The sequence below is a fragment of the Streptomyces sp. NBC_01261 genome (genome assembly GCF_036226385.1).
Taxonomy (GTDB): Bacteria; Actinomycetota; Actinomycetes; order Streptomycetales; family Streptomycetaceae; genus Streptomyces.
Window position 1 is genome coordinate 4552747 of sequence record NZ_CP108463.1, and the last position, 20977, is coordinate 4573723.

19 protein-coding genes are annotated in these 20977 nt (G+C 69.5%); 11 read left to right on the top strand and 8 right to left on the bottom strand.

Annotated features, from left to right (window positions below; translation table 11 throughout):
* Positions 1 to 12 precede the first annotated feature (12 nt).
* Together OG226_RS19650 and OG226_RS19655 are read left to right on the top strand one after the other, a co-directional pair.
* Positions 13 to 1296, top strand: coding sequence for an amino acid deaminase (locus tag OG226_RS19650; RefSeq protein WP_329349603.1), 1284 nt, complete (start codon positions 13 to 15; stop codon positions 1294 to 1296).
* A gap of 32 nt (positions 1297 to 1328) precedes the next feature.
* A complete protein-coding gene (locus tag OG226_RS19655) occupies positions 1329 to 2951 on the top strand; it encodes an N-acyl-D-amino-acid deacylase family protein (RefSeq protein ID WP_329353437.1) in 1623 nt (540 codons plus the stop codon).
* Between the two features lies 1 nt (position 2952).
* Here the strand turns inward: OG226_RS19655 and OG226_RS19660 are convergent, their stop codons facing one another.
* Positions 2953 to 3789, bottom strand: a complete 837-nt coding sequence (locus OG226_RS19660; RefSeq protein WP_329349604.1) for a trypsin-like serine peptidase — start codon at positions 3787 to 3789, stop codon at positions 2953 to 2955.
* Between the two features lie 179 nt (positions 3790 to 3968).
* Between OG226_RS19660 and OG226_RS19665 the strand changes: the two genes are divergently transcribed.
* The 6 genes from OG226_RS19665 (at position 3969) to OG226_RS19690 (ending at position 10346) form a co-directional block, all read left to right on the top strand.
* Positions 3969 to 5180 (top strand): pyridoxal phosphate-dependent aminotransferase, encoded by a 1212-nt coding sequence (locus OG226_RS19665; protein WP_328679583.1) that lies wholly within the window; start codon positions 3969 to 3971, stop codon positions 5178 to 5180.
* A gap of 102 nt (positions 5181 to 5282) precedes the next feature.
* On the top strand, positions 5283 to 5684 hold the full coding sequence (locus tag OG226_RS19670) for an SCO4983 family protein (RefSeq protein WP_329349605.1): 402 nt from the start codon (positions 5283 to 5285) through the stop codon (positions 5682 to 5684).
* A gap of 214 nt (positions 5685 to 5898) precedes the next feature.
* Positions 5899 to 6978: a substrate-binding domain-containing protein gene (locus OG226_RS19675; protein WP_329349606.1), complete on the top strand. Its 1080-nt coding sequence runs from the start codon at positions 5899 to 5901 to the stop codon at positions 6976 to 6978.
* Positions 6979 to 6992: 14 nt separating this feature from the next.
* On the top strand, positions 6993 to 8210 hold the full coding sequence (locus OG226_RS19680; RefSeq protein ID WP_329349607.1) for a toxic anion resistance protein: 1218 nt from the start codon (positions 6993 to 6995) through the stop codon (positions 8208 to 8210).
* Positions 8207 to 9748, top strand: a complete 1542-nt coding sequence (locus OG226_RS19685; protein ID WP_329349608.1) for a vWA domain-containing protein — start codon at positions 8207 to 8209, stop codon at positions 9746 to 9748. Before OG226_RS19680 ends, OG226_RS19685 begins: the two co-directional genes overlap by 4 nt.
* Positions 9735 to 10346, top strand: coding sequence for a hypothetical protein (locus OG226_RS19690; protein ID WP_329349609.1), 612 nt, complete (start codon positions 9735 to 9737; stop codon positions 10344 to 10346). The genes OG226_RS19685 and OG226_RS19690 overlap by 14 nt, the downstream gene beginning before the upstream one ends.
* Here OG226_RS19690 and OG226_RS19695 read toward each other — a convergent pair.
* From OG226_RS19695 to OG226_RS19725, 7 genes are all read right to left on the bottom strand, one after another.
* The gene (locus OG226_RS19695; RefSeq protein ID WP_329349610.1) at positions 10334 to 11494 is read right to left on the bottom strand and encodes a hypothetical protein; all 1161 of its coding nucleotides are present in this window, start codon (positions 11492 to 11494) and stop codon (positions 10334 to 10336) included. The genes OG226_RS19690 and OG226_RS19695 overlap by 13 nt on opposite strands.
* Complete coding sequence (locus OG226_RS19700; protein WP_328679595.1) at positions 11491 to 12282, bottom strand: PP2C family serine/threonine-protein phosphatase; 792 nt, start codon at positions 12280 to 12282, stop codon at positions 11491 to 11493. The genes OG226_RS19695 and OG226_RS19700 overlap by 4 nt, the downstream gene beginning before the upstream one ends.
* Positions 12283 to 12285: 3 nt before the next feature.
* Positions 12286 to 13047 carry a vWA domain-containing protein gene (locus OG226_RS19705; RefSeq protein ID WP_033285223.1) on the bottom strand — a complete coding sequence of 254 codons (762 nt, stop codon included), beginning with the start codon at positions 13045 to 13047 and terminating at the stop codon, positions 12286 to 12288.
* Positions 13048 to 13079: 32 nt separating this feature from the next.
* Positions 13080 to 13988 (bottom strand): hypothetical protein, encoded by a 909-nt coding sequence (locus OG226_RS19710; protein WP_329349611.1) that lies wholly within the window; start codon positions 13986 to 13988, stop codon positions 13080 to 13082.
* A gap of 80 nt (positions 13989 to 14068) precedes the next feature.
* Complete coding sequence (locus OG226_RS19715; RefSeq protein WP_328679600.1) at positions 14069 to 14530, bottom strand: hypothetical protein; 462 nt, start codon at positions 14528 to 14530, stop codon at positions 14069 to 14071.
* Positions 14517 to 15500 carry a serine/threonine-protein kinase gene (locus tag OG226_RS19720; protein WP_328679602.1) on the bottom strand — a complete coding sequence of 328 codons (984 nt, stop codon included), beginning with the start codon at positions 15498 to 15500 and terminating at the stop codon, positions 14517 to 14519. Before OG226_RS19720 ends, OG226_RS19715 begins: the two co-directional genes overlap by 14 nt.
* A gap of 251 nt (positions 15501 to 15751) precedes the next feature.
* The gene (locus OG226_RS19725) at positions 15752 to 17596 is read right to left on the bottom strand and encodes a phosphoenolpyruvate carboxykinase (GTP) (protein ID WP_328679604.1); all 1845 of its coding nucleotides are present in this window, start codon (positions 17594 to 17596) and stop codon (positions 15752 to 15754) included.
* Positions 17597 to 17925: 329 nt separating this feature from the next.
* Between OG226_RS19725 and trhA the strand changes: the two genes are divergently transcribed.
* The 3 genes from trhA to OG226_RS19740 all read left to right on the top strand — a co-directional run bounded on the left by trhA (position 17926) and on the right by OG226_RS19740 (position 20977).
* A complete protein-coding gene (gene trhA / locus OG226_RS19730) occupies positions 17926 to 18639 on the top strand; it encodes a PAQR family membrane homeostasis protein TrhA (RefSeq protein WP_328679606.1) in 714 nt (237 codons plus the stop codon).
* A gap of 125 nt (positions 18640 to 18764) precedes the next feature.
* Entirely contained in the window at positions 18765 to 20345 is a 1581-nt protein-coding gene (locus OG226_RS19735; protein WP_328679607.1) for a DHA2 family efflux MFS transporter permease subunit, read from the top strand.
* Positions 20342 to 20977: a TetR/AcrR family transcriptional regulator gene (locus OG226_RS19740; RefSeq protein ID WP_329349612.1), complete on the top strand. Its 636-nt coding sequence runs from the start codon at positions 20342 to 20344 to the stop codon at positions 20975 to 20977. Before OG226_RS19735 ends, OG226_RS19740 begins: the two co-directional genes overlap by 4 nt.

The following is a 20977-nucleotide window of genomic DNA, read 5'->3' on the forward strand; positions in this document are numbered from 1 at the left end:
CAGGGAGGCCCCATGGTCCGCGACTCCGGTACCGAAGCGCTCACCCGGCTCGCCGGGGAACGCGTCGACCACCGTTTCAAGGGCCTCCCCCCGGACGCGGACGGCCTCACGCTCACCGAGCTGGCGGCCCAGCGCCGCAACCTCTTCACCGGCGGCTTCACCACCCCCGTCCTCGCCCTCTCCGCCGAGCGCCTGGACCACAACCTCCGCCTCATGGAGACCTACGCGACCCGCCACGGCCTCGCCTTCGCCCCGCACGGCAAGACCTCCATGGCCCCCCAGCTCTTCCACCGCCAACTGGCCCACGGCGCCTGGGGCATCACCCTCGCGGTCCCCCACCAGGTCCGCGTGGCAAGGGAATTCGGGATCGCCCGCATCTTCCTGGCGAACGAACTGGTCGACCCGGCCGCCCTGAAGTGGATCTCCTCCGAACTGGACGCCGACAGCGACTTCCGCTTCATCTGCTACGTCGACTCGGTGCGCGGCGTCGAGTTGATGGACGCGGCCCTGCGCGGCGCGGCCCGCCCGCTGGACGTCGTCGTCGAACTGGCCGCCGGCGAGGGCGCCCGCACCGGCGTCCGAACGGAGGCGGAGTGCGCGGCGGTCGCGGACGCGGTGGCCGCCGTAGGAACTCTGCGGCTGGTCGGGGTCGCCGGGTACGAGGGCGAGGTGCCGCAGGCCGATCCGGAGCGGGTGCACGCGTGGTTGCGGCAACTGACCGCGCTCGCCGTGGACTTCGACAAGGACGGACGTTTCTCGGGATCCGGGCTCGACGAGATCGTGGTCAGCGCGGGTGGCAGCGCGTGGTTCGACGCGGTGGCCGACGTCTTCGCCGAGCTGCCCGAACTCTCACTCCCCGCACTGAAGTTGCTGCGCTCGGGCGCGTACGTCTCGCACGACGACGGCCACTACCGCGAGATCACCCCCTTCACCCGCATCCCCGAAGAGGGCGCCCTGGAGCCCGCGTTCCGGCTCTGGGCGCAGATCGTCTCCCGCCCCTCCCCCGAGCAGGCCTTCGCCAACGCGGGCAAGCGGGACGCGGCCTACGACCTCGACCTCCCCGTCGCCCAGGTCGTCCGCCGCGACGGCACCGAGCGCCCGGCGACCGGCGTCGAGGTCACCGGCCTGTCCGACCAGCACGCCTGGCTGCGGACGGCCCCGGAGGCGGATCTTGAGGTGGGTGACTGGATCGGCCTGGGCCTGTCCCACCCCTGCACGTCCTTCGACAAGTGGCAGTTGATCCCGGTGGCGGAGGCGGACGGGACGGTCGTCGACTACATCCGTACCTTCTTCTGAAGGCCGTGTCGGACCCCGCTGGAGGCATGAGCATGGAAGAGCTGGTCATCCGGGACGCGGACGTCGTCGACGGCAGCGGTGGACCGTCGTACCGCGCCGATGTGGTCGTGGACGGCGGCCGGATCGTCTCGATCGTGCAGGAGGCCGCGGCGGCGGGCTGCCAACGCCCCAAGGCGCGGCGGGAGTTGGATGCCGAGGGACTGGTCCTCTCCCCCGGCTTCATCGACATGCACGCCCACAGCGACCTGGCCCTGCTCCGCGACCCGGACCACAGCGCCAAGGCCGCGCAGGGGGTGACCCTCGAAGTCATCGGCCAGGACGGGCTGTCGTACGCCCCCGTCGACGACCGCACGCTGGCCGAGGTGCGCCGGGCGATCACCGGCTGGAACGGGTACGGCGACGACATCGACTTCGACTGGCGTTCGGTGGGTGAGTACCTGGACCGGCTGGACTCCGCTTTCGAGGGCCGGGGCATCGCGGTCAACGCGGCCTACCTGATCCCGCAGGGCACGGTCCGGATGCTCGCGGTCGGCTGGGAGGACCGGGAGGCGACACCCCAAGAGCTGGACCGGATGCGGCAGTTGGTCGCCGAGGGCATGGAACAGGGCGCGGTCGGCATGTCGTCCGGGCTCACCTACACCCCCGGCATGTACGCCAAGGACGCCGAACTCACCGAACTGTGCCGGGTGGTGGCGTCCTACGACGGCTACTACTGCCCCCACCACCGCTCGTACGGCGCGGGCGCGCTGGAGGCCTACGCGGAGATGGTGGAGCTGAGCCGCGAGGCGGGCTGCTCCCTCCATCTGGCCCACGCCACCATGAACTTCGGCGTGAACGAGGGCCGGGCACCGGAGCTCCTGTCCCTCCTGGACGAGGCCCTGGCGACCGGCGCGGACATCAGCCTCGACACCTACCCCTACACCCCCGGCTGCACAACTCTCGTGGCCATGCTGCCGAGTTGGGCGAGCGAGGGCGGCCCGGAGCAGATCCTGAGGCGGCTGGCGGACGACGACACCGCCGACCGCATCCGCCACCACCTGGAGGTGATCGGTTCGGACGGCTGCCACGGGGTGCCGATGGAGTGGGACACGATCGAGATCGCGGGGGTCACCGACCCCGCGCTCGCGGAGTACGTAGGCCGCCGCCTCGACAGCTGGGCAACGGCCCGCCACCTGCTCCTCTCCGACCGACTCGCCCCGTCGATCCTCCAGCACGTGGGCCACGAGGAGAACGTCCGCCAGATCATGCGGCACCGCGTCCACACCGGCGGCTCGGACGGCATCCTCCAGGGCGCGAAGCCGCATCCGCGGGCGTACGGCACGTTCCCGCGCTATCTCGGCCATTACGTAAGGGAGTTGGGGCTCCTGTCCCTGGAGGAGTGCGTGGCCCACCTGACCTCCCGCCCGGCAGCCCGCCTGCGCCTGCCGGACCGGGGCCTGGTCAAGGAGGGCTACAAGGCGGACCTTGTCCTCTTCAACCCGCGGACGGTGGCGGCGGGTTCGACCTTCGAGGAACCGCGGAAGCTGCCGACCGGCATCCCCCACGTACTGATCGACGGCCGTTTCGTGATCGAGGACGGTCGGCGGACGGACGTGCTGGCGGGGCGGTCGGTCCGTCGCAGTCCCGTGCGACGGAACGCCAACTCCCGCTTGTGATCTACGGCTTGGGCAGCGTGCAGCCGGTCGCGCTGAGGGCGAGCACGTTGGCCGAGGTGAAGCAGGCCGGGATGTTGTAGGTCTCCTCGGCATAGTTGATGCCCTGCCGGACAGTCACCTTGCCGCTCTCATCGACCTCGCACGGATTGTCGACCGTGCAGGTCTCCCCGTCCTCGTTACCCGTGTTGTTGACCGCGACGACCTGCCCCGTACTGGTGTCGATCACCGGAGACCCCGACGTACCCCCGATCGTGTTGCACGCGGAGGTGTAACGGACCGAGTCCTTCCAGGTCCAGTCGCCCTCCTTCAGCCGGTACACGAACCCGTCGATGCTGCAGCTGTAGATCGTCTTCCAGTACCCGGAGACGACCTTGATCGCGGTGCCGGCGGTCGGGTGCGTGGCGCTCACGGTGAGCGGGCTGATGTTGTACGCGCTCTTGATCGCCGCGTACGTCGTGGTGGTGCGGTAGATCGTCACGTCCGTGTCGGTCATCGTCGAGTAGACGACCTGGTTGGCGCGGAGTGTGGCGACCTTGGTGCCGGCCGAGTTCAGCAGCCCGAAGGTACGGCTGGAGGACTGGCCGGTGATGACCTCGCCGGGCTCCGGGAAGCCGGTCTCCAGGCAGTGCCCGTTGGTCATGACCAGTGCCGGAGCGGTGTCGGTCGAGTTCGGGAAGCGGATGACCGAGCCGGAACAGTTGCTGAGCGAGACGATGCCGGCGAAGTCGACGGTCACCGCGGCGGCCTTCGGTGCCACCTGGGGTGCGGCGACCGCGGGTGCCACGCCCGCCCCGGCGATGGCCAGGGTGGAGAGCGCGGCAAGGAGAGGCTTGTTCATGTGGGGGTCCCCTCTTATGACGAGACGACCGGAGATCTTCCGGTCGCCGTCTTTTTGTCATGAGCATTGTGATCGCTGAGAGGGGAGGGGGCAAGGATCGGTTTCCGGCCGTTCGCGGCGCGTCTCATGTGGCGGAAAGCACGAGCCAAGTCTCGTTACCGCGCCGTAAGCTCACCGACATGCAGGTGATCCAGTCGACCAAGCTCTCCAACGTCTGTTACGAGATCCGGGGCCCGGTTCTCGAAGAGGCGATGCGTCTGGAGGCGGCAGGCCACCGCATCCTGAAGCTGAACACCGGGAATCCGGCAGCCTTCGGGTTCGAGTGCCCACCCGAGATCCTGGAGGACATCCTCCGGAACGTGTCGTCGGCGCACGGGTACGGCGACGCGAAGGGCCTGTTGGCGGCCCGCCGCGCGGTCGTCATGCACAACCAGACCCTGGGCATCGAGACGGACGTGGAACACGTCTTCATCGGCAACGGCGTCTCCGAGCTGATCGTCATGGCGATGCAGGGGCTGCTCGACGACGGCGACGAGGTCCTCGTACCGTCGCCGGACTACCCGCTGTGGACCGCCGCCGTCTCGCTCTCCGGCGGGACCGCCGTGCACTACCGCTGCGACGAGCAGTCCGACTGGATGCCCGACCTCGCCGACGTCGAGCGCAAGGTCAGCGACCGCACCAAGGCGATCGTCATCATCAACCCGAACAACCCGACCGGCGCGGTGTACGACGAGGAGATGGTCAAGGGCCTCACCGACATCGCCCGCCGCCACAACCTGCTCGTCTGCTCCGACGAGATCTACGACAAGATCCTCTACGACGGCGCCACGCACACCCCGACCGCGAAGGTCGCCCCGGACCTGCTCACCCTCACCTTCAACGGGATGTCGAAGGCGTACCGGGTGGCCGGATACCGGGTCGGGTGGATGTCGATCTCGGGGCCGCGCGCGCACGCCGACTCCTATATCGAGGGTCTGACGATCCTGGCGAACATGCGGCTCTGCGCGAACATGCCCGGGCAGCACGGGGTGGTCGCCGCGCTCAGTGGGCGGCAGACCATCAACGACCTGGTGCTGCCGGGTGGGCGGTTGAAGGAGCAGCGGGATGTGGCGTACGAGTTGCTGACCCAGATTCCGGGTGTGACCTGCGTGAAGCCGAAGGGGGCGCTGTATCTGTTCCCTCGGCTCGATCCGCAGGTGTTCAAGGTCAAGGACGACCGGCAGATGGTGCTCGACCTATTGCGCCAGGAGAAGATCATGGTCGTGCACGGCACCGGGTTCAACTGGTCCGAGCCCGATCACTTCCGGGTCGTGACGCTGCCGTCGGTCGGGGATCTGCGGGACGCGGTGACGCGGATCGGGAACTTCCTGGACGGGTACAGCCAGCCGTAAACCTCCCCGGTCGGCCTTCTTCCGGCCATTTTTTCAGCCAGCACAACTTTAGACGAGATCTAAGCTAGGATGGTTTCCTGTCTGAGCACAGGAGACCATGCCATGTACGAGCCGATCCGCACGAAGTCGGTCCACAGCACGGTGGCCCGCACCCCTTCCTCCGACTTTCCGCATCGGTCGCGGGAGGAGGAGCTGGACATTCAGCTGGCGGGGCACCTCGCCGCGCTGCTCGCGGTGACCGATGAGCTGCGGGCGCTGGAGCCTTCCTCCGAGTTGGACGTGGCTGCGGAGAGGCTTGCCGGGCAGTTGACGCGGTTGCGTGGGGCCTCGCCCAGCCGGGCGTCGTCTGCGGCCGCTTCTACGTCCCGTTTGGACGCCCTGCACTTGAAGGCTCATGCGCTTGCCGGGCGGGCGTTGGTTGTTGCGGCGTCGCGGGCGGATACTGCGGCGGCGATCTTGTCTGCCGAGCGGATGGATGCGCATGCGGTGACCGTCGTCGCCTGAGCTGTGCTGCCTATTCGCCGTAGGGGTTCTGTTTTGTTGCGGGTGCGCGCCCGTCGTGGCTTGTCGCGCCCACGCGGCGGAGCCGCATGTCGATACAGCCCCGCGCCCCTTTGGGGCGCGCTCCAGTAGGCCGTGTTGATCCGGGACCCCTCCGACACCTCCCGTTCATCCCTTTCCTCGGGGAATGTTGGGTTCCGCGAGCACGCTGCCCCTCGTGAGACGTATCGCGGGAATCGTCCTCGCGGTGTTGCTGATCGGTGGCGTGGTGGCAGCCGTCGTAGCGGGCCGGGACAACGGGGACAAGGGCACGGCAACGAAGACCGTGCGTGGTGTGATCGGTTCGGAGAAGGCGGACTTCTTCGCCGATCCCGATGTGGTGAAGGCCCTCGCCGCCAAGGGCTTCACAGTGAAGACGGAGACCTCCGGGTCCTGGGCCATGGAGGGGCTCGACCTCAAGGGGTACGACTTCGCCTTCCCCTCCAGTCAGGCGCCGGCCGACGCGCTCGCCGCCAAGTACAAGGCCCAACAGCCCTTGCCGCGGCCCTTCTACTCGCCGCTCGTCGTCGTGGCCCACCGCAGCGCCGCCCAGGTCCTCGCGGACAACGGGCTCGCCACGCTGGACAAGAGCCAGGACCGCGGCACGCTGAGGATGGGCGCCTATCTCGATGCGGCCCAGCGGGATCTGACCTGGCAGCAGCTCAAGGGGGCCTCGAAACATGGGGAGTTGACCGGCACCCTCTACATCGCCACCACCGACCCCGAGACCTCCAACTCGGGTGCTCTGTACCTCGCCGCCGCCTCCTACGTCGCCAACGGCGGTCGGGTGGCGGCCGGTAGCGCCGACGTCGACCGAACCGCGCCTCTGATGCGCAAGCTGATCAGCGTGCAGGGTGCCCAACAGTCCAGCTCGGACGCGCCGTTCAGGGACTTCATCAGCGGCGCCGGCAATCCGCTGGTCCTCGTGTACGAGTCGCAGGTGGCCTCGCTGCTCCTCGACAAGCAGCCGGTCGGCGACCTCGTCGTGCTCTACCCGGACACCACGGCCAACAGCGACCACACCGTCGTACCGCTCACTCCGGAGGGCCGTGAACTCGGTCAACTCCTCAGCAGCGACCCGGCGTTGCGCAAGCTCGCCGTACGGCACGGGTTCCGGCCGCAGGGTGACACCGCCGAGTTCGTCGCGGCCACCGCCGCCCACTCCAGCTATCTCAACCAGACGCTGACCGGCGTCCGGCAGGCGCCCGTGCCCACCTCGACGGTGCTGCACGACATGGCGCGCCGGGCGCGCGGTTGAACGGGGGGAACCACATGAGCGGCAGTTCCAACACCAGCCAGAACAGCAGTCAGCACACCCAGAGCGGGGACGACGTCTTCACCCTCACTCCGCCGGAGGCCGTCGCGCCGGTACCGAAGGAGAGGGCCGGCGGGCTTGTGCCCGTGGACGAGAGCGTCCGTACGGACATGGCACAGAAGGCCGCCGCCTATGTCGACGGGCTCGCCTCGCTCGATGCCCGCTCGCCCGAATTCGCGGGCAAGGTCGGGGAGATCAGCGCGCTCGGCGCCGGTGAGATGCGGACCGCCACCGCGCAGTCCAACCGGATGCTGGAGCGGACCGTGCGGAGCCTGCCGTCGAAGGGCGGGGACGCGCAGTCGCAGGTGGCGGGCTCGCTCGTCGAACTCCGGCGCGTGGTCGAGGACCTGGACCCGCGTGATCTGTCCGCCTCCAAGGGGCGGAAGTTCCTGTCCCGGCTCCCCGGCGGCAACAAACTGCGCGACCACGTCGCCAAGTACGCCTCCGCGCAGGGGACTCTCAACAAGATCGTGGGCTCTCTCCGCGGCGGTCAGGACGAACTCCGGCGTGACAACGCCGCGTTGCAGACCGAGCGGGTCCGGCTGTGGGAGACCATGGGCAAGCTGCAGGAGTACGTGGTCCTCACCCAGGCCCTCGACACGGCCGTCGAGCAGCACATCACCGGCGTCGAGGCCGCCGATCCGAGCCAGGCCGACACCCTGCGCGCGGACGTCCTCTTCCCGGTCCGGCAGAAGCACCAGGACCTGCTGACCCAGCTCGCGGTGTGCGCGCAGGGCTACTTGGCGATGGACGTCGTACGGCGCAACAACGACGAGCTGATCAAGGGCGTCGACCGGGCGGCGACCACGACCGTCTCCGCCCTCCGTATCTCGGTCATGCTCGCCTCCGCGCTCGACAACCAGCGCAAGGTCGTCGACCAGGTCAACGCCCTGCGCGGCACGACCGAGGACCTCATCCGGGGCAACGCCGAGATGCTCTCCACGCAGAGCGGCGAGATCCAGCGCATCGCGGCCGACCCGGCGGTGGGCGCGGAGACGCTCCGCACGGCCTTCCAGCAGATCTACCGCACCCTCGACGCCATCGACACCTACAAGGTCCAGGCGACCGAGGTGATGGCGGCGACCGTGGAGTCCCTGACGTCCGAACTCCAGAACGCCGGCACGTACTTGGAGCGGAGCCGGTCGCGGAGCGCGCTGGAGGGTGGGCTCGGATGAGACGTCTCCTCGCGCTCGCCCTCGGAACGGCCGCGCTGCTCACCGCGTGCACGTCGGCGGCACATGACACGAAGGCCGAGACCGACGACGCGCCCCGCCCCGGCACCCTGCGCGTCCTCGCCTCCAGCGAACTCAGCGACATGACCACGGTGTTCAACCAGGTCCGCAAGGACACCGGCATCACGATCCGCCCCACCTACATGGGCACCCTCGACGCGGTGGACCTGCTGGCGAAGGGCAAGGCCGACGGGCGGTACGACGCCCTGTGGCTGTCGTCGAACGACTATCTGCGGCTACGGCCCGACGCGGCGAAGAAGGTCGTGTCGGAGACCCCGATCATGTCCAGCCCGGTCGCGATCGGTGTGAAGACGGCCACCGTCACGGCACTCGGCTGGACGTCCGACAGAGTCACCTGGTCGCAGATCGAACAGGCCGTCCAGGAGGGCAGGTTGACCTATGGCATGACGGACCCGGCCCGCTCCAACTCCGGTTTCTCGACCCTCATCTCGGTCGCCTCCGCCCTCTCCGGCGCCCAGTCGGCGCTCACCGACGCGGACGTCACCAAGGCGACTCCCCGGCTGAAGGAGTTCTTCAAGGGGCAGAAGCTGACGTCGGGTTCCTCGGGCTGGCTGGCGACCGCCTACCAACGCCGGGGGAACGTCGACGCGTTGCTCAACTACGAGTCCGTCCTCAAGGGCATCCCGGGCCTGACCGTGATCCGCCCGAGCGACGGAGTCGTCACCGCCGACTACCCGTTGACCTCGCTCGCCTCGACGGACGCCACAACCCGCGAGAACGTCCGGCGTGTGACGGCCGACCTGCGCACGGACGCCCTCCAGCGGCTCATCACCACCCGCACGCACCGCCGCCCGGTCGTCCTCTCCGTACCACCCGCGTCCGGCCTGGACACCAGCCGACGGCGTGAACTCCCGTTCCCCGGCAGCCGGTCCGTCGCCGACGGGCTCCTCGACTCGTACGAGAACAAGCTGCGCCGGCCGTCGCGGACCGTGTACGTCCTCGACACCTCGGGCTCGATGGACGGTGACCGGCTGTCCCGGCTGAAGAAGGCCCTCACCGATCTGACCGGGGACTTCCGGCAGCGCGAGGAGGTCACCCTGATGCCGTTCGGGTCGGCCGTGAAGAGCGTCAGGACGCATGTGGTGAGCCCGGGCGACCCGCAGGCCGGGCTCGACTCCATCCGCGCGGACACCAAGGCGCTCGGCGCCGCCGGCAACACCGCGATCTACACCTCGCTGGAGAAGGCGTACGAGCATCTCGGCACCGGCGGCGACACGTTCACCTCGATCGTGCTGATGACGGACGGCGAGAACACGACCGGCGCCAAGGCGCAGGAGTTCGACGGCTTCTACCGGCAACTCCCCGCCGCCCAGCGGGAGATACCCGTCTTCCCGATCCTCTTCGGCGATTCGGACAAGGCGGAGCTCCAGCACATCGCCGACCTGACCGGCGGCCGGCTCTTCGACGCCCAACAGGGCTCGCTGGACGGCGCCTTCGAGGAGATCCGTGGCTACCAGTAGATTCCTGGGCTGCTTGGAGTCCCGCAAGAACCTCACCGGCAGCGCGTGCGGGCTCGCCGGGCTGGTGCTGACGTTCGTGGGTGTGGCGGGGCCGTACTGGCCGGTCGTGGTCGTCGGTCTGTACGGCGCGGGTGCGTTGATCGCCCCGCCGGAGCGGCCGGCGCTGCCCGACTTCCCGGACCCGTCGGCCCAACTGGAGGAACTGCGGGACGACTTCGAGAAGCTCGGCGGCTATCTGGCGGGCGTCGAGCTGCCGCCCGCCGCCGCCGGCCGGCTCACCGAGCTGAACCAGCTCCTCGCCGGGCTCCTCGATCCGCAGGTCACGCATGATCTCGCGCAGGATCCGGAGGGCGTGCACATCCTGTCGCGGGCGATCCGGCAGGACGTGCCGGAGGCGGTCGACACATTCGTACGGACGCGGTGGTGGACGCGGTTGGCGCCGGGCGCCGAACCCCCTGAGCGGCATCTGGAACGGCAGTTGACGGTGCTTCAGGAGGAGGCGCGGGGGCTGGCGCGGGCCCTTCGTGAGGCCGAGGAGCGGCGGCAGGAGACGCACACCCGGTTCCTGGAGGAGCGCGGGCGTGCTCAGGACAGGTGACCCAGCACGATCAGGACCAGGACGACCAGGAGCAGTACGCCGAGCACTTTCAGGGGGCCGAAGCGGTCCTCCCGCACCGGTGGGGCCGCGGGAGGCGCCGGGATCGTGGGCCGTACCGGCACGTTGAACACGTCGTGTCCCGTCACCGCCGCCCGCGTGCACCACGGACACGTCGGGAGGTGGGAGCCGTAGGAGTGCAGGGGGCGTTGCGGGCAGCTCTGGACGCGGGAGCGCTCCTGGTCCAGGGCGCGTAGCCAGACCTCCGGGGTGGGGCGGGCGGACGGGGCGTGGACGCCCGCGCCGAACGCCGTGTGCGCCAGGGTGAGGAGGCCGGGCGGGAGGACCGAGGGGTCGACGGTGCCGCGTGGGATGACGACCGCCTCGGGGCGGACGACGTAGGAGACGCTCGCGGCGATGTTGTCCTTGACCGTGGACTCGGGGGTGCTGTCGTGCGGGACGCCGCCGAAGGGGTGGTTGCCGGCGGTGAGGAGCTGGTAAATGAGCACCGCCAGCGCGAAGTTGTCGCTCTCCTCGGTGGCCGCGGCGCCCGACTGGCGTTCCGGTGAGGAGTAGTCGGTGGTGTGCATCAGGCAGGGGAAGGGCTCGGCGGTGACCGGGTCGGTGAAGGCGATGGAGTCGCAGTCGAGGAACGTGACGAAGCCGTTGGCGTCGACGACGACGTTGCTGCTGGAGAAGTCGCCGATGACGAGGTTGTCGTAGTGCATGCGGGCCGTCATGAAGGCGAGGTTCCAGGCGACGCCGAGCAGGAAGCGCCAGTCGGCGCGGTCGCCGAAGAGGCGGAGGCGCTGGGCGCGGGTGAACAGGCCGACCAGCTGGACGTGTTGGGGTTCGCCGAAGCGGCGCATGGCGTAGCCGAGGAACTCGCCCTCGGGGCTGCGGGCCATGGCGGTGGGCCAGGCGAGTTCGGGGGGCTGGTTGGCGTCGGTGGGGCGGGCGGCGAGGGGGGACATGGTGAGCATGCGGGCCAGGCGGCGCTCCAGGTCGGGCCCGGGGCGGTCGCGGTAGAGCTTGACGACGATCGTGTCGTCGCCCTCGACCGGGAAGACGGCGGCCTGTCCCCCACCCTTGAGCGGGAGTTCGGCGAGGGTGACGGGCTTGCCGTCCAGGTGGACCGTGCGGCCGGTCATGGCGTCACCGCGCGCACGGCCCGCAGGAGGGTCTTGTCGTCGGCGTTGAGGCTGGTGAGCCGGTCCGACCTGAGGAGGGCGGCGAGGCTCTCGTGCGCTTTGTCGGTGACCGGTCCCGGGGTGTCGAGGGAGCCCAACACCGCTTCCACGAAAGAGGTGTTGGGCTGCGGCGGGCCGCCGCCGGAGAGGGAGAGGGCGGCCTGTGTGAGGCCGTCGGTGGAGAGCAGGACGCCGTCGACGCGCGGGTCCGCCACGCAGTCGGTGCGCAGTCGGCGGGGTGCGTCGGGCGAGGTGAGGAAGACGGTCTCGTTGCTGTACTCGCTGACGGCGGGCGGCTGCGGGAGGAGGTGGAACTGCCGTTCCCCGTCCTCCGTTCCGGCGCGGACCACGACGAAGCCGTCGCCGACGCTGAGATGGCCCAGCCAGCCGGGCGTGAGAACCACGACGGTGAGGGTCGTGGCGTAGTCGGGGGCCGTGCTGCCGTAGGTGTCCAGGAAGATCTTGGCCACGTCGTGGAAGGCGTCCGCGAGCAGCTCGTGGACCTCCTCGCCGGGCGGGCAGCCGGACGCGGCGGCTGCCCGGCGCCGGAAGTGCTCGGCCGCCAACTCGACGGCGTGCAGGGCCCCTTGGTCGGAGTGTGGGCGACTCCCAGCGCCGTCCGCGACGGCGAGGACGGACACGGACGCGGAGGCCGTGTAGGTGCAGGCGTCCTGGCAGGGCGTGCCGGTACGGCGGTGCCGGTAGCCCTCGACGCTCAGGCCGTGGATGCGCCAGGGCGATTCGGCCACCGCTCAGCTCTCCCAGGCCGGGCGCTGCGTCTTGAACTGGCTGAAGATCTTCTCGAAGACCTCGTCGCCCGCGCCCTTCTGCTCGGCGTTCGCGCTGGCCGACATCATCTGCAGCAGTTCGCGGAACGGGAAGCCCTGGATGCGCGCGTTGAACTTCGGCGCGAAGGCCTGGAGCACCTGCTCGCCGCGGTCGGTGATGCCGCCGACGCCGATCGCGTACAGCCGGAAGCGGCGGGCCTGTTGCTCGTCGGCGAGGACGGGCAGCAGCCGGTGCCAGGAGTCGGTCATGTGGCCGGTGGCATCGGTGGGGAGGCCGTCGGTGACCAGGCAGATCTGCGGGCGGTAGTACTGGAGTCCGGAGGCGCGCAGCTCCGCCTTGCGGGCCGCGACGACGTGCATGGCCAGCTCCAGCGCCTCCGTCATCAGGGTGACCCCGGACGCGGTGAACCGGGGTGCCTGGAAGGCGTGCGCGGGTACGAAGGGGCTCAACCGGGCGCGGGGGTCGAGGAGTTGGGGTCCGCGCCAGGCGCCGACGCCCTGGCCGCCGAAGGTGATGACGGCGACCTCGACGCTGTAGCTGAGGGAGACGTCGTCGTGGAGTTCCCGGGTCCACTCGGCGAGCGCGTCGTTGAGCGTCTGGATCGGCGCGCCCGCCATGGAACTCGACGTGTCGAGACACAGCACGAGCGGCAGCCGTTGCGCGTTGTTCTCGAACTCGATGTCGGCGTACTCCGCCGGCATCGTGGGCGGGTATTCGCTGTGCATGGCGTCTCCTGGTCGAGCGGGCGGTACGGGGGTCACGAGGCGCCGCGGGCGTGGTGCCGGGCGGCGGGCGGGAAGGCGTACAGGACGTCGGAGTCGGCTTCGTGGGCGTCGGTGACCTCGACGTACGCGCCGGGCACGGGCGGCGTCCGGTCCGGTTCGGCCCACACCGCGCGGTACAGGACGTGGTCGAGTTCGACGTAGCCCTGCGGGTGAAGTGCCGTGCGGACGACGGCCGTTCGGAAGGGGCCGGTGCGGGGTCCGACCTGGCGGCCGTAGGAGGAAGGGGCCGGGGCGGGCGGGACGGGTCGCAGTCGGGCGGTGGTCTCGGCGCCGGTCTCCTCGGAGCGGGCCTCCGTCGCGCCCGCCACGGCCGGTGTGCGGGAGCGGCGGACGGCGAGGAGGAGGGCCAGGAGCAGGAGGAGGAGTACGGCGGTCAGGGCGAGGAGCAGGACGCGCGTGTGGTCCGTGGACCTGTGTCCGCCGAGTTCGGCGACGCCCACCTTCTTGTCGATCAGTTGGCCGCCGGTGAGCGCGGACTTCTTGAGCGCCTTGCACAAGTCGCCGTCGCAGGCGGGGAGTTCGCTCAGCGTCCTGTCGTCCAGCCGGTCGATCCGGGCGTCCCGGTCGACGAGTGCGTGGCCGGCCAGGACGAGCAGCGCGGTACCGCCCTGGCCGGTGTGGACGCCGGCCGGTACCTGGACCCGAAGGTTCTTGAGGTTCCGGCGGACGGCGGCCCCGCCGCCCTTCTGGCCGGCGTCGAAGCCCAGGGGCTTGTTCAGCGTGACCGTGACCACGGCCCCGTCGTCCAACGCGTCCTGCCAACAGCCCAGCCGCGTCGGAAAGTTCTTGCCGCAGTCCGCGCCGGCCGCGGCCACCGGACCCGCCGGAATCACCGCGGCCAACAAGCCCAACATCAGGACAGTGAACAACGTACGTCTCATGACGACCCCCCGTTGGCGCCCATAGTGGAGCCAACAGGCGGCTGGCCGAAAGGGGTTGACTGAGAATGCTCAATTCACTTCTACAGCTGGAAAACCTGATGACAACGGGTGAACATCTGTCGCGCCCGTTCCACCCAATCACTGGCCAGAACATCGAAATCGGCCTGGGAGATACGGCAGGTCAGCGGGAGGTCGCAGACCCCGGCGAGGCACGGTCTCGGTCCGCGCACGTCCCACACCGAGAGCATGGGATTCAGCTGTTCGGTGTTCCACGCGTTCGACGCGGCGGCGGCGATCGCCAATTGATCCTTGCGCAGAGAATGACCGTCGGTGACAAAGGCGACGAGGAGTCTTTTCGTGGTCATGAAACGCACGGTGAGCGTGCGCCCCGACGCCTCTAGATCGAATTGCAGGGAGACGGAATCGACATCGCTCTCGACGCGGTAATTCCGGCGCGCGCCCCAGGTATGCGTCAACTGCCGCCAGGACGAGGCGATGTCGTAGTCCCGGCCGGGCGGGAGAGAGGCCTCAGGCGTCGCCACGGGCCACCGCCCGCGTGATCATGTCGTCGGTGAGGCCCGCGTCCAGCAGGGCCTGCGCGTGCAGCAGCAGACAGGACGGCACCGGCAGGCTGGCGCCGCCCCCGCGCCGGGCCGCCAGCTCACCGCGCCGGACCTCGATCGTGCGGGCCACGGCGGGCGGCGGCCAGGTCGCGGGGCGCGGCTGTGCCAGCAACTCGTCCAGCAGCACGGTCAGTTGGGGCCGGTCCTCGGGCCGCTTGGCCAGACAGCGGGCGAGCAGCGGCCGCATGCCCGGTGGTACGCCGTCCAGTTCGGGCGGGCGGTGCACGACCCGCAGGCTCACCGCCTCCCCCGCGCCGAACGGCGGGCGGCCCGTCAGCGCGTACACCAGGACGCCGCCGAGGGAGAACACGTCGCTGGGCGGGCCGATCCGACCCGCCGTCATCTGCTCGGGGGACATGAAGGGCGGGGTGCCGACCACGATCCCGGCCTGGGTGAGGCTCGGGGCGCCCTCCACGCGGGAGATGCCGAAGTCGATGACGCGGGGGCCGTCCGAGGCGAGCAGCACGTTGGCCGGTTTGAGGTCGCGGTGGACCAGGTTGGCCGCGTGGATCGCCTGCAACGCCTCGACGAGGAACGCGCCGAGCCTGCGGACCTGCGCCTCGGGCAGCGGACCGTCCGACCTGACGGCCTCGGCGAGGGACGGCCCGGGCACGTACATCGTCGCCAGCCACGGGAGTTCGGCCTCGGTGTCGGCGTCGACGACGGCCGCCGTGTAGGCGCCGCTGACCAGCCGGGCGGCGGCGACCTCGCGGGCGAAGCGCTCGCGGAACTCGCGCTCAGCGGCCAGTTCGGGCCGTACGACCTTCACCGCCACCTCGCGCCCGGCGGGCGAGCGGCCGAGATACACCCAGCCCATCCCGCCGGAGCCGAGCCGCCCGACGATCCGGTACGGCCCCACGCTCAGGGGATCGCTGACCGGTGTGCGCACCCCGCTCACCTCACTTCGGGGTTCATTGCAGGTTGTCCCGAGTGTCCCCCGAAATCCCTTCCTGGGCAGGGGAGATGCGCGAAATGGGAAGCATGACCACGCCGTGGCGTCCCGTGGTGTAAAGGCGACGGGCAGGGCCCCGCACGCCGTTGTGCGGGGCCCTGCCCGTCGTGCTGCCACCGCGGCCGGCCTGTGACGACATTGCTGGTCAGGGCAGAATCGGCGGCCGGCCGCGGAGTTTTCGGTGGGGTCTAGCCCAGGCGCTCCACCAGCGCGCGGTACTCGTCCCACAGTTCCTTCGGCGTGTGGTCGCCGAAGGTGTTGAGGTGGTCGGGGACCAGGGCGGCCTCCTCGCGCCACACGTCCTTGTCGACGGTGAGCAGGAAGTCCAGGTCGGACTCGGAGAGTTGGAGCCCCTTGGTGTCGAGGGCGCCCTTGGCCGGCAGCACGCCGATCGGGGTCTCGACGCCCTCGGCGCGGCCGTCGAGGCGGTCCACGATCCACTTCAGGACCCGGCTGTTCTCGCCGAAACCGGGCCACACGAACTTGCCCGCGTCGTTCTTGCGGAACCAGTTCACGTAGTAGATCTTCGGCAGCGTCGCCTGGTCCCGGCCCTTGGCCACATCGACCCAATGGCCCATGTAGTCACCCATGTTGTAGCCGCAGAACGGCAGCATGGCGAAGGGGTCGCGGCGCAGTTCGCCGACCTTGCCCTCGGCGGCGGCGGTCTTCTCGGAGGCCACGTTGGCGCCGAGGAAGACGCCGTGGTTCCAGTCGAAGGACTCCGTCACCAGCGGTACGGCCGAGGCGCGCCGGCCGCCGAACAGGATCGCCGAGATCGGCACGCCCTTGGGGTCCTCCCACTCGGGCGCGATGATCGGGCACTGCGAAGCGGGCACGGTGAAGCGGGCGTTGGGGTGGGCGGCGGGCGAAGTGGACTCCGGCGTCCAGGAGTTGCCCTTCCAGTCCGTGAGGTGGGCCGGAGTCTCCTCCGTCATGCCCTCCCACCAGATGTCGTTGTCGTCGGTCAACGCCACGTTGGTGAAGACGGAGTTGCCCCACAGCGTCTTCATCGCGTTGGCGTTGGTGTGCTCGCCGGTGCCGGGCGCGACGCCGAAGAAACCGGCCTCGGGGTTGATCGCGTAGAGCCGGCCGTCCTCCCCGAACCGCATCCAGGCGATGTCGTCACCGATCGTCTCGACGGTCCAGCCGGAGATGGTGGGCTCCAGCATGGCGAGGTTGGTCTTGCCGCAGGCCGAAGGGAAGGCCGCCGCCACGTACTTGGACTCCCCCTGCGGCGGGGTCAGCTTCAGGATGAGCATGTGCTCGGCGAGCCAGCCCTCGTCCCGCGCCATCACGGAGGCGATGCGCAGGGCGTAGCACTTCTTGCCCAGCAGTGCGTTGCCGCCGTAGCCGGAGCCGTAGGACCAGATCTCGCGGCTCTCGGGGAAGTGCGAGATGTACTTGGTGGAGTTGCACGGCCACGGCACGTCCGCCTCGCCCTCGGCCAGCGGTGCTCCGAGCGTGTGCACAGCACGCACGAAGAATCCGTCGGTACCGAGTTCGTCGAGGACGGGCTGTCCCATGCGGGTCATGGTGCGCATGGAGACGGCGACGTAGGCGGAGTCGGTGATCTCGACGCCGATCGCGGAGAGGTCGGAACCGAGGGGGCCCATGCAGAACGGGACGACGTACATCGTCCGGCCCTTCATGGAGCCGCGGAAGATGCCCTGTTCTCCCGCGGAACCGTTTCCCTCTCCTGTAAAGATGGCCCGCATTTCCGCGGGAGCCTTCCAGTGGTTGGTGGGACCCGCGTCCTGCTCCCGCTCGGAGCAGATGAACGTCCTGTCCTCGACCCGGGCGACATCGGTCGGGTCGGAGGCGGCGTAGTACGAGTTGGGGCGCTTGATCGGGTCGAGCTTCTTGAAGGTGCCCTTTCGGACGAGCTCCTCGCTGAGCCGCTCGTACTCCGCTTCGGATCCGTCACACCAGACCACGCTGTCCGGCTGGGTCAGTTCGGCGATCTCGTTGACCCACGAGATCAGTTCCTTGTGTTCGGTTGGGATGACGGGGGGAGCCGCGATGTCGCGCGCCACGATTGCTCCTATGATGAGGGATTTTGTCCTTGTTGCCCCGTGGGGGCCGCGACCCGGATGCTTCACGATGGTCGATCTTGGCGCTCATCCGGTGCCGACCGCACTCATTTGATCATCCGACGCACGCGCCCATATGTCCAGAGGGCCTCACATACGAGCGACGTGAGGATCGCCACTCATCAGCCCCTCATCGACATGTTTTCCGCGCGTCACCACCGCTTCACCCCAGGTACCCGGGCGTCGGCCACGCATGAGAGAGTGGCCACTTCTGCCCCCTCATCTCGCCGCACTGACACGTAACTTACGGTTCCGTAGGTACGATTGCGCGCATGACTGCGTCCGTCCCCGACGCGCCCACGGACACGCCGACACACGGCCACGGTCCCTCCGCGCTCTCGATTCCCGACCATGTGAAACCGAAGCTGCGCGGCTGGCTGCACCTGGGAATGTTCCCGGCCGTCCTCGTCTCCGGCCTGGTGCTCACCGCTCTCGCCGACACACCCCGGGCCCGTATCGCCTGCGGGATCTTCGCCCTGACGGCCTGTCTGCTCTTCGGGGTCAGCGCGCTGTACCACCGGGGCGACTGGAGCCCGCGCATGGACGGCATCCTGCGCAGACTCGACCACGCCAACATCTTCCTGATCATCGCGGGCACGTACACGCCCCTGACGATGCTGCTGCTGCCAGGCGCCAAGGGCCAATGGCTGCTGTGGAGCATCTGGGGCGCCGCCGCGGCCGGCATCGCCTTCCGCGTCTTCTGGGTCGGCGCGCCGCGCTGGCTCTACACGCCCTGCTACATCGCGATGGGCTGGGCGGCCGTCTTCTTCCTGCCCGACTTCATGCGCACGGGCGGCATCGCCGTCCTGGTCCTGGTGGTCGTCGGCGGACTGCTCTACAGCGCCGGGGGCGTGATCTACGGCATCAAGCGGCCGAATCCGTCACCGCGCTGGTTCGGTTTCCACGAGGTCTTCCACTCCCTCACGGTGGCGGCGTTCCTGGTGCACTACGTGGGGATCTCCCTGGTGGCGTACCAGCACGGGTAGCACCTGAGACACCTTCTCCTCATGGCCACGGCTTTCGAGCCGTGGCCATTTCTCATGTCCGGTTCCACTTCCTGACAGCACATCTCTGTTGACATCAACCACCTTTTGAGAGCTACTCTCATTTCATGGCTACTGTCACTCAATCCAACGACGTGCGACGCGACCCGCGACGCTGGTGGGCCCTCGGGGCCCTGGTCGCGAGCATGCTCACGCTCGGCTTCGACACGACGATCCTCAACGTGGCCCTGCCCACGATGGCCGGTGAGCTGGGCGCCACCACCGGCCAGCAGCAGTGGATGGCGGACTCCTACGTCATCGTCTTCGCCGCGCTGATGCTCCCGGCGGGCCTGCTCGGCGACCGCTTCGGACGGCGCCGCATGCTGATCGCGGGGCTCGGCATCTTCCTCGCCGGTTCCGTGGCCGGTGCCCTGGCCGGTGACGTCAACTGGGTCATCGCGGCCCGCACGGTGATGGGCGTCGGCGCGGCCCTGGTCACCCCGCTCGCCCTGTCCGTGCTGCCCTCGCTCTTCGGCCCCGACGAGCGCACCAAGGCCGTCGGCATCATCTCCGCGGCCTCGTCGCTCGGGCTGCCGCTCGGCCCGATCATCGGCGGCTGGCTGCTCAACCACTTCTGGTGGGGCTCGGTCTTCCTGGTCAACATCCCGATGGCCGCGATCGGCATAGCCGCCTGCGTCTTCCTGCTGCCCGAGACCAAGGACCCCGCCTCGCCCAGGGTCGACACCCTCTCCACGGCGTTCACGGCGGCCGGCCTCGGCGCCCTCATCTACGCGATCATCGAGGCGCCCGGCCGCGGTTGGGGCGACCCGCTGATCGTGGGCATGCTCATCGGATCCGCGATCCTGATCGCCGCGCTCGTGCTGCGCGAGCGGCGCATGGAACGCCCCATGCTCGACATGACCCTGCTCGCCCACCGCGGCTTCCTGTTCAGCTCGATCGCGGCGACCCTGGTGATGTTCGTCCTGTCCGGCCTGCTGTTCGTGCTCCCGCAGTACCTCCAGGCGGTGCTCGGCAACGACGCGCTCGGCACCGGCGTCCGGCTGCTCCCCATGATGGGCGGCCTGATCGTCGCGGCCCGGTCCGCACAACCGCTCGTCAACAAGTTCGGCTCCCGTGCGGTGGTCTGCGCGGGCCTGGTGGTGCTGGCCTTCGCCGCGATCCTGGGCAGCCGTACGACCGTCGACTCCGGCTACGGCTTCACCGCGCTGTGGTTGTCCATCACCGGATTCGGCTTCGGCTTCTCGATCGTCCCCGCGATGGACGGCGCGCTGGGCGCGCTGCCCCGCGACCGGGCCGGCAGCGGCGCCGGGCTCCTGATGACCATGCGCCAGGTCGGCGCCGCGATCGGCATCGCCCTGCTGGGCAGCCTGCTCGCGAGCACCTTCCGCGACCGCCTCGACGTCACGGGCCTGCCCGCGAAGGCGGCCGACACGGCCGGGGAGTCCGTCGTAGCGGCACACCTGGTCGCGCAGAAGACGGGCTCGGCGGATCTCGTCTCCTCCGCGAACAGCGCCTACGTCCACGGCATGGGCCTGGTCCTGCTGGTGTGCGGCGTCGCGGCCCTCGCCACCGCCCTGCTGTCCGCGGCGTTCCTGCCGAACACACCGGCCGCGCCCGCCAAGAAGGAGGAGGCCGAGGAAGACCCGGCCACTGCCGGGGCCATAGCTCTGGCGGATGCCGGACAATGAGCACCATGACGGCGACACCCTCCCCCTTCAGCCCCGCCGACCGCCCCCAACTGGGGCTCCGCGAGCGCAAGAAGATCAAGACCCGCGAGGCGATCCGCACCGCGACGTACGCACTGGTCAAGGAACAGGGCTACGACGCGACCACGATCGAGCAGATCGCCGAGCGCGCCGAGGTGTCGCCGTCGACCGTCTTCCGCTACTTCCCCACCAAGGAAGACATCGTCATCACGGACGAGTTCGACCCGATCATCATGGAGGAACTCCGGGCCCGCCCTGCCGACGAACCCTGGATGATCACCCTGCGGTACGTGATGCGCAAGGCCGTCCAGTACGGCCTCAAGGAGGACGAGGAGACGTCCCGCCTCCGCTCCCATTTGATGGTCCAGGTCCCGGCGGTGCGCTCACGGATGATGGAGAGCATGTCGGTCACCGGCAACATGCTCTGCCACGCCATCGCCGAACGCACCGGCCGGGACGCGGAGAGCCTGGAGGTCCGGGTCTACGCCATGTCCCTCGTCGGCGGCCTCATGGAGGCGACCCTGTACTGGGCGGAGACCGGCCACCAGGGGGAGTTCTCGGACCTGGTGGAGCGGGCGATGGACGTGCTGGAGCACGGGCTTTCCGAGACATGA

Excerpts from the sequence above, each read along its gene's own strand:
- OG226_RS19650 (WP_329349603.1), top strand. The coding sequence starts at position 13 with ATGGTCCGCGACTCCGGTACCGAAGCGCTCACCCGGCTCGCCGGGGAA.
- OG226_RS19655 (WP_329353437.1), top strand. The coding sequence starts at position 1,329 with ATGGAAGAGCTGGTCATCCGGGACGCGGACGTCGTCGACGGCAGCGGT.
- OG226_RS19660 (WP_329349604.1), bottom strand. The coding sequence starts at position 3,789 with ATGAACAAGCCTCTCCTTGCCGCGCTCTCCACCCTGGCCATCGCCGGG.
- OG226_RS19665 (WP_328679583.1), top strand. The coding sequence starts at position 3,969 with ATGCAGGTGATCCAGTCGACCAAGCTCTCCAACGTCTGTTACGAGATC.
- OG226_RS19670 (WP_329349605.1), top strand. The coding sequence starts at position 5,283 with ATGTACGAGCCGATCCGCACGAAGTCGGTCCACAGCACGGTGGCCCGC.
- OG226_RS19680 (WP_329349607.1), top strand. The coding sequence starts at position 6,993 with ATGAGCGGCAGTTCCAACACCAGCCAGAACAGCAGTCAGCACACCCAG.
- OG226_RS19685 (WP_329349608.1), top strand. The coding sequence starts at position 8,207 with ATGAGACGTCTCCTCGCGCTCGCCCTCGGAACGGCCGCGCTGCTCACC.
- OG226_RS19695 (WP_329349610.1), bottom strand. The coding sequence starts at position 11,494 with ATGACCGGCCGCACGGTCCACCTGGACGGCAAGCCCGTCACCCTCGCC.
- OG226_RS19705 (WP_033285223.1), bottom strand. The coding sequence starts at position 13,047 with ATGCACAGCGAATACCCGCCCACGATGCCGGCGGAGTACGCCGACATC.
- OG226_RS19710 (WP_329349611.1), bottom strand. The coding sequence starts at position 13,988 with ATGAGACGTACGTTGTTCACTGTCCTGATGTTGGGCTTGTTGGCCGCG.
- trhA (WP_328679606.1), top strand. The coding sequence starts at position 17,926 with ATGACTGCGTCCGTCCCCGACGCGCCCACGGACACGCCGACACACGGC.
- OG226_RS19735 (WP_328679607.1), top strand. The coding sequence starts at position 18,765 with ATGGCTACTGTCACTCAATCCAACGACGTGCGACGCGACCCGCGACGC.
- OG226_RS19740 (WP_329349612.1), top strand. The coding sequence starts at position 20,342 with ATGAGCACCATGACGGCGACACCCTCCCCCTTCAGCCCCGCCGACCGC.